Raw genomic sequence first — 5,930 nt, 5'->3', positions numbered from 1 at the left:
TAGGGAAGGTCGGGGCGACGCCGGCGAGCATGCGGGAGGTGGTGGCGGCGGTGGCGCGGGTGACCGGCCGTCCGGGGCCGGTGCTGCACCGGCCCGCCCGGCCGGACGCGCCGCGGCTGGTCGCCGACACCGGCCGGATCACCCGGGAGCTGGGCTGGCGGGCGGAGCGGCCGGAGCTCGACGCGATGGTCCGCGACACCTGGGACGCCTTCCCGGAGAGCCGCCGGGCACCGCTCTGACGCACCGTCGGGCGGTGGAGCACGCCACGGCCGCGCACCACCAGGCCCGGGAACGCACCCGCCCGGCAACGCCCCGCACTGCGCCGACCCGCCGACACTCCGGCGGTGTCGGCCAGCCGGCGGCGGGCGGCTCTGCAAAGCTCGACGGATGACCGACCGCATCCGGGCAGCCGTCAGCCACTGGACCGTCGTCGTGCCCCTGCTCGCCCTGCTGACGCTCGCCCTGACCTGGGGCCGGTCGCTGCCCTCCGCGGTGGTCGGCGTGGTCGCGCTCTTCCTGGCGGGCGCGGTGCTGGCGGCGGTCCACCACGCCGAGGTGATCGCCCACCGGGTCGGCGAGCCGTTCGGCTCGCTGGTGCTGGCGGTCGCCGTGACGGTGATCGAAGTGGGGCTGATCGTCACGCTGATGGCCGACGCGCCGGCCAAGAACGCCACCCTGGCCCGGGACACCGTCTTCGCCGCCGTCATGATCACCTGCAACGGCATCCTCGGCCTGGCCATCCTGATCGCCGCACTGCGGTACCGGGTGGCGGTGTTCAACGCGGAGGGCACCGGCGCGGCGTTCGCGACGATCGCCACCCTCTCCACGCTCAGCCTCGTCCTGCCGACGTTCACCACCAGCAAGCCGGGCCCGGAGTTCTCCACCGTCCAGCTGACCTACGCCGCCGTGGCCTCGCTCGGCCTGTACGGCCTGTTCGTGACCACCCAGACGCTGCGCCACCGCGAGTACTTCCTGCCGGTGACCGCGGAGGGCGAGCTTCTGGAGGAGGAGCACGGCGAACTCCCCTCCCGCCGTTCGGCGCTGACCAGCCTGGGGCTGCTCGCGGCGGCGCTGGTCGCGGTGGTCGGCCTGGCCAAGGGCGTCTCGCCGACCATCGAGTCGACGGTCGCCGACGCGGGCCTGCCGGCGTCCGTGGTCGGCGTGGTGATCGCCCTGCTGGTGCTGCTGCCGGAGAGCATCACCGCCCTGCGCGCCGCCCTCGGCAACCGGGTGCAGACCAGCCTGAACCTCGCCCTCGGGTCGGCGCTGGCCAGCATCGGGCTGACCATCCCCGCCGTCGCCGTGGCGTCCACCTGGCTGAGCGGGTCCCTGGTGCTCGGCCTCGGGCCGACCCACATGGTGCTGCTGGCGCTGACCGTCGCGGTCGGCACGCTGACGGTCATCCCGCGGCGGGCGACACCCCTGCAGGGCGCGGTCCACCTCGCCGTGCTGGCCGCGTACCTGGTGCTGGCGGTGAGCCCCTGACCGCACCGCTCGGCGATCGCGCCACTCGGCGCTCCCGCCCCTCACCGGCAGCGCCGCTCCGCGATCGCTCCGCCCGGTACCGCTCCGTTCAGTGGCCGGCCGCCGGGAAGCAGCCGCCGTCCGCGATGAAGCCGGTCAGCTCGGCGGCCGCCGTCCCGCCGGAGATCGTGCCGTGCAGGCAGCCGGTCGCGACCTCGACGACCACGGCGGCCCGGCCGGCCGCGGCAGCGACCTCCACCCGGACGGTCGCGGGCCGGACCCCGGCGGCCTGCGCCGCCGCCCGCCGCACCGCGTCCTCGTCGAGCGGCCCGCCGGCGAGCTGCTGCAGCGCCGTCCGCAGCGCCTGCACGCTCGGCGCGGCGGCGCTGCGCGCGCCGTCCGGCAGCGGCATCTCCTGCCGGTAGGCGTGGTTCTCGGCGTAGCGCTGCCGCTCGTCGTAGGAGATGCAGGGCGAGGGTGCCGGGCCGGCCTCCGGGGCCGGGCAGTACGGCACCGGCGAAGCGGCCGGGGTGCTCGGGCCCGGATCGACGCGGGAACCGGCCCGGGAGTCGGTGACGGTGCTGCCGCAGCCGCTCAGCGCGCCACCGGGGAGCAGCACGAGCACGGCCGCGGCCGCGAGCTGACGGGCTTTCGGCAGAACGGTCATGGCCCCATCCTGCCGGGCGCCGCCGACAGCGGGGCTGCCGGGTGCCGACCGCGAGGGGGCTACTGCTGCTGGCCGGGGATCCGCAGGTCCCAGCCGACCAGGGCACGCAGCTGCTCGGCGGTGACGCCGTCCGGGATCGGCTGGGGGGCGTCGTGGCGCAGCGGCGGCTGCCAGCCCTCGTCGGCCGTCCAGCTGCGGACGACCTTGGCGGGCGCGCCGGCGACCACGCTGTGGTCGGGGATGTCGCCGCGGACGACGGAGCCGGCGGCGACCACGACGTTCCGGCCGAGCCGGGCGCCGGGCAGGATCACCGAGCCGGTGCCGATCCAGGAGCCGGCGCCGATCTCGACCGGCTCGTTGCGCGGCCACTGCTTGCCGATCGGCAGGTCGGTGTCGCGGTACTCGTGCGCCTGGTCGGTGATGTAGACGTTCGGGCCGGTCCAGACGTCGTCGCCGAGCACGATCGACTGGTGGCCGACGATGTGGCTGCCGCGGCCGATGACGCAGCCGCCGCCGATCCGGACGATCGGCTCGGGGCCGAGGTCCAGGCCGGGCAGGAAGCCCGCCGAGATGGTGACCCGCTCGCCGATGATCGAGAACGGCCCGATGGTGATCCACTGCTCGTTGAAGACCGCACCGAGCGGGAATGCCAGCTTGGTGCCGTCGCCGAGCTCGCCGAACCGGTACGGGCCCGGGTTGCGGTTGGTGACCGCGCCGGTGTCCTGCACCCAGCGCCAGGCCCGGTGGACGACCCGGCCCGCCGCGCGGCGGCCGCGGGTTCGGGCGGAGTCGAGGAGGGCGCGGGCGTTCGGCATGCGATCACCGTAGCGGGCGGGCGCCCCCGGCGAGGCACCGGGCGATCAACGTCACACCGGTGCCTGGCAGACTCGCCGCATGGAGATCCCCGAGCTCGTCGACGTCCTGCGCCGCGAGGGCGCTCTGCTGGCCGACACCGCCGCCGGGACGCCGCTGGACGCCCCCGTGCCCACCTGCCCGGACTGGCGGCTGCGCGACCTGGTGCTGCACACGGGGCAGGTGCACCGCTGGGCCGCCGCCCACGTCAAGGGCGGCCTGACCCGGCCGCTGGACGAGGCCGGCCAGGAGGCCGCCTGGGGGCCGGCGCCCGCCGACGCCGAGCTGGTGGAGTGGTTCCGCACCGGGCACGCCGACCTGGTCGCCGTGCTGGCGGCCGCTCCGGCCGACCTCGCCTGCTGGAGCTTCCTGCCCGCGCCCTCCCCGCTCGCCTTCTGGGCCCGCCGCCAGCTCCACGAGACCACCGTGCACCGGGTGGACGCCCAGGCCGCCGCGGGCACTGCACCGAGCCCGGTCGACGCGGCGGTCGCCGCCGACGGCCTGGCCGAGCTGCTGACCGGCTTCCTGCCCCGGCCCAAGTCCCGGCTGCGCAGCGCCACCGCGCGCACCCTGGCGGTCCGGCCCGCCGACCGCCCGGAGAGCTGGCTGGTGACGGTCGGCCAGGAACCGCCGCAGGTACGGCCCGGCGCGGGGCCGGCCGACTGCACCGTCGGCGGGCCCGCGCACGACCTCTACCTGCTGCTGTGGAACCGCCGCGAGGCCGACCCGGCGACCGTCACCGGCGACCGCTCGCTGCTGGAGCTGTGGCGGGAGACGGCCGCCGTCACCTGGAGCTGACCGGTACCCGCCCGGCGCTCACTGCGCCCACGGTGCCGGGCGGCGCTCCAGGAACGCCCGCATGCCCTGCTGCGCCTCCTCCGAGGCGAACAGCCGCGCCGACTGGGCGACCCGCTCGTCGGCGTCCCGCTCGAAGGACTCCACCACGGCGGCGTTGGCCAGCCGCTTGGACTCGGCGAGGCCCTGCGGCGACCCCTGCCGGACGGCGTCCAGCAGCACCTTCAGCACGGTCGCGACATCGTCGGCTGCCTCGGTGATCAGCCCGATCCGGGCGGCCTCGGCCGGGCCGAGGACCTCCCCGGTCAGGTAGTAGCGGGAGACCGCGCGCGGGTCCAGCTTGGGGCGCAGCGGCAGCGAGATCACCGCGGGCGCCAGGCCGAGGCGGACCTCGGTGAACGCGAAGGTCGAGGCCGGGCCGGCGATCGCGATGTCGGCCGAGCCGAGCAGGCCGAGCCCGCCCGCCCGGGCGTGGCCGTCGATCGCGGCGATCACCGGCTTGGGGCAGTCGACGATGGCCCGCTGGATGTCCACCAGGCCGCGCGGGCCGACCGTCGGGTCGCTGCCGGTGGCCTCCGACAGGTCGGCGCCCGCGCAGAACACCTTGCCGGTGTGGCCGAGCACCACCGCGCGCACCGCCGGGTCGGCCGCGGCCTCGGTGAGGCCCTTGGCCAGCTCCGCCATCAGGCGGGTGGACAGCGCATTGCGGTTGTGGGGGGAGTCGAGTTCGAGGGTCGTGACCGCATCGGCAGTGGTGATGCGGACGAGAGGGCTCTCGCTGGTCATCGCGGATGGCCTGCTTTCCGGCTGAGGGAGGGTCGGACGGGCTCGGGAGGACTCTGGCACGCCGACCGGCCGGTCGGCCAGTACGACCCGGGAAATCCGCTGGCCGGGGCGGGTGCGGCCGGGCCAGCATGGGGCCCATGACGCTCCTCCTGCTCGCCCCGCGGATCAACGAGACCGGTCTGCAGCTGCTCACCTGCGCCCGCCGCCGCGGGCTGCGGGCGCACACCGCCGTCCGCTGGGAGGTCCCGGCGGAGCTGGCGCAGCTGCGGCCCGCGCACCTCTACGGCGGGCCGCTGTTCGCCGACACGGCCGCCGGCACCCTGGGCGTCACGGCGCTGGAGCCGCCCGCGGACTGGCTCGCCTCGCTGCCTGCGGAGCTGCTGGGGCGCCAGGTGGAGTGCAGCACGCTGGCCGAGGCGCGCCGGCTGCGCCGCCCGGCGTTCCTGAAGCCGCCGGTGGACAAGCTGTTCCCGGCCCGGGTCTACCCGGACGGCAGCGGGCTGCCCGGCCCGGACGCGCTGGACGACGACACCCTGGTGCAGGTCAGCGACGTGGTGGCGTTCGCCTCCGAGTACCGGCTCTTCGTGCTGGACGGCGCGGTGCTGACGGCGAGCCGGTACGCCGTCGGCGGCGGCCTGGCCGTCTCCCCCGAGGTCGGCGCCGACGCGTTCGCCTTCGCCGCCGACGTGCTGGCCGCGGGCGGCCTGCCGAGCGCCGTCGTGGTCGACGTCGGCCGCCTCACCGACGGCCGGTGGGCGGTCGTCGAGGCCAATCCGGCCTGGGCGAGCGGCGGTTACGCCTGCGACCCCGACCGCGTCCTCGACGTGGTGCTCCGGGCCGCGGGCCCGGCCGACGATGTCGCGGACACCGACGTCCGGTACGCCCGTCCCGTCCCCGAGGTCGTCCGCTGACGGACCCGGGGACGGGACGGGAGGGGCTGACGCGGCGTCCCGCTGTCGCAGTTCTGTACCGGGGACGCCCCGTTCGGCCGCCCGAGGCGGATCCGGGCTACGTTCGGGCAGGACTGCGTCGGCCAGGGGGGGGATTGCGTGACGGGATCGATCGGGGCGCGGACGGCGTTCGGCGCCTCGCTGTTCGCCTGCCGGGCGTTCGCCTGCCTCGGGATCGCCGGGGTGCTGCTGTGGTGCGCCGGCCGGGCGCTGTTCGACCTGAGCGGCCCGCAGCCGGGTGACGCGGCCGGCTGGGACCTGTACGCCGATGTCGCGCTCGCCTGGTCGGTCGTGGCGACGGTCACCGGCCTCGTCGGGTCGGGGGCCCCGCCGGGGCGCGCGGAGGGCGGGGGCCGGGGCCCCCCGGCGCCACAAGCGCGGGCGCGGGGGGGGGGTGGGGCAGCCCGGGCGTGTGT

Annotated in this window: 7 protein-coding genes and 1 pseudogene; 5 read left to right on the top strand and 3 right to left on the bottom strand. The window is 76.6% G+C overall.

The window, feature by feature from the left end:
* Together ACFV0G_RS15630 and ACFV0G_RS15625 are read left to right on the top strand one after the other, a co-directional pair.
* Positions 1-239 (top strand): annotated as a pseudogene (locus ACFV0G_RS15630) (hypothetical protein); the annotation flags it as partial.
* Positions 240-387: 148 nt separating this feature from the next.
* Positions 388-1,485 carry a calcium:proton antiporter gene (locus ACFV0G_RS15625; protein WP_380546896.1) on the top strand — a complete coding sequence of 366 codons (1,098 nt, stop codon included), beginning with the start codon at positions 388-390 and terminating at the stop codon, positions 1,483-1,485.
* Positions 1,486-1,573: 88 nt separating this feature from the next.
* Here the strand turns inward: ACFV0G_RS15625 and ACFV0G_RS15620 are convergent, their stop codons facing one another.
* Both ACFV0G_RS15620 and ACFV0G_RS15615 read right to left on the bottom strand, forming a co-directional pair.
* Entirely contained in the window at positions 1,574-2,131 is a 558-nt protein-coding gene (locus ACFV0G_RS15620) for a precorrin-3B C(17)-methyltransferase (protein ID WP_380546894.1), read from the bottom strand.
* 59 nt (positions 2,132-2,190) lie between these two features.
* Complete coding sequence (locus tag ACFV0G_RS15615) at positions 2,191-2,946, bottom strand: acyltransferase (RefSeq protein ID WP_380546892.1); 756 nt, start codon at positions 2,944-2,946, stop codon at positions 2,191-2,193.
* A gap of 79 nt (positions 2,947-3,025) precedes the next feature.
* Here ACFV0G_RS15615 and ACFV0G_RS15610 point away from each other — a divergent pair, with 79 nt between their 5' ends.
* Entirely contained in the window at positions 3,026-3,781 is a 756-nt protein-coding gene (locus ACFV0G_RS15610) for a maleylpyruvate isomerase family mycothiol-dependent enzyme (protein WP_380546890.1), read from the top strand.
* 18 nt (positions 3,782-3,799) lie between these two features.
* Here the strand turns inward: ACFV0G_RS15610 and ACFV0G_RS15605 are convergent, their stop codons facing one another.
* Positions 3,800-4,564, bottom strand: coding sequence for an enoyl-CoA hydratase family protein (locus tag ACFV0G_RS15605; RefSeq protein ID WP_380546888.1), 765 nt, complete (start codon positions 4,562-4,564; stop codon positions 3,800-3,802).
* A 137-nt stretch (positions 4,565-4,701) separates the two neighbouring features.
* Here ACFV0G_RS15605 and ACFV0G_RS15600 point away from each other — a divergent pair, with 137 nt between their 5' ends.
* Both ACFV0G_RS15600 and ACFV0G_RS15595 read left to right on the top strand, forming a co-directional pair.
* Positions 4,702-5,475: an ATP-grasp domain-containing protein gene (locus tag ACFV0G_RS15600; protein ID WP_380546886.1), complete on the top strand. Its 774-nt coding sequence runs from the start codon at positions 4,702-4,704 to the stop codon at positions 5,473-5,475.
* 138 nt (positions 5,476-5,613) lie between these two features.
* A partial coding sequence (locus ACFV0G_RS15595; RefSeq protein WP_380546884.1) for a hypothetical protein occupies positions 5,614-5,930 on the top strand: 317 nt, incomplete at its 3' end.

Origin of the sequence: Kitasatospora sp. NPDC059571, assembly GCF_042735675.1 — a bacterium.
In the GTDB taxonomy this organism is placed as follows: Bacteria; Actinomycetota; Actinomycetes; order Streptomycetales; family Streptomycetaceae; genus Kitasatospora.
This window is presented reverse-complemented; position numbering and strand designations above follow the sequence as displayed.

Excerpts from the sequence above, each read along its gene's own strand:
- ACFV0G_RS15625 (WP_380546896.1), top strand. The coding sequence starts at position 388 with ATGACCGACCGCATCCGGGCAGCCGTCAGCCACTGGACCGTCGTCGTG.
- ACFV0G_RS15620 (WP_380546894.1), bottom strand. The coding sequence starts at position 2,131 with ATGACCGTTCTGCCGAAAGCCCGTCAGCTCGCGGCCGCGGCCGTGCTC.
- ACFV0G_RS15615 (WP_380546892.1), bottom strand. The coding sequence starts at position 2,946 with ATGCCGAACGCCCGCGCCCTCCTCGACTCCGCCCGAACCCGCGGCCGC.
- ACFV0G_RS15610 (WP_380546890.1), top strand. The coding sequence starts at position 3,026 with ATGGAGATCCCCGAGCTCGTCGACGTCCTGCGCCGCGAGGGCGCTCTG.
- ACFV0G_RS15605 (WP_380546888.1), bottom strand. The coding sequence starts at position 4,564 with ATGACCAGCGAGAGCCCTCTCGTCCGCATCACCACTGCCGATGCGGTC.
- ACFV0G_RS15600 (WP_380546886.1), top strand. The coding sequence starts at position 4,702 with ATGACGCTCCTCCTGCTCGCCCCGCGGATCAACGAGACCGGTCTGCAG.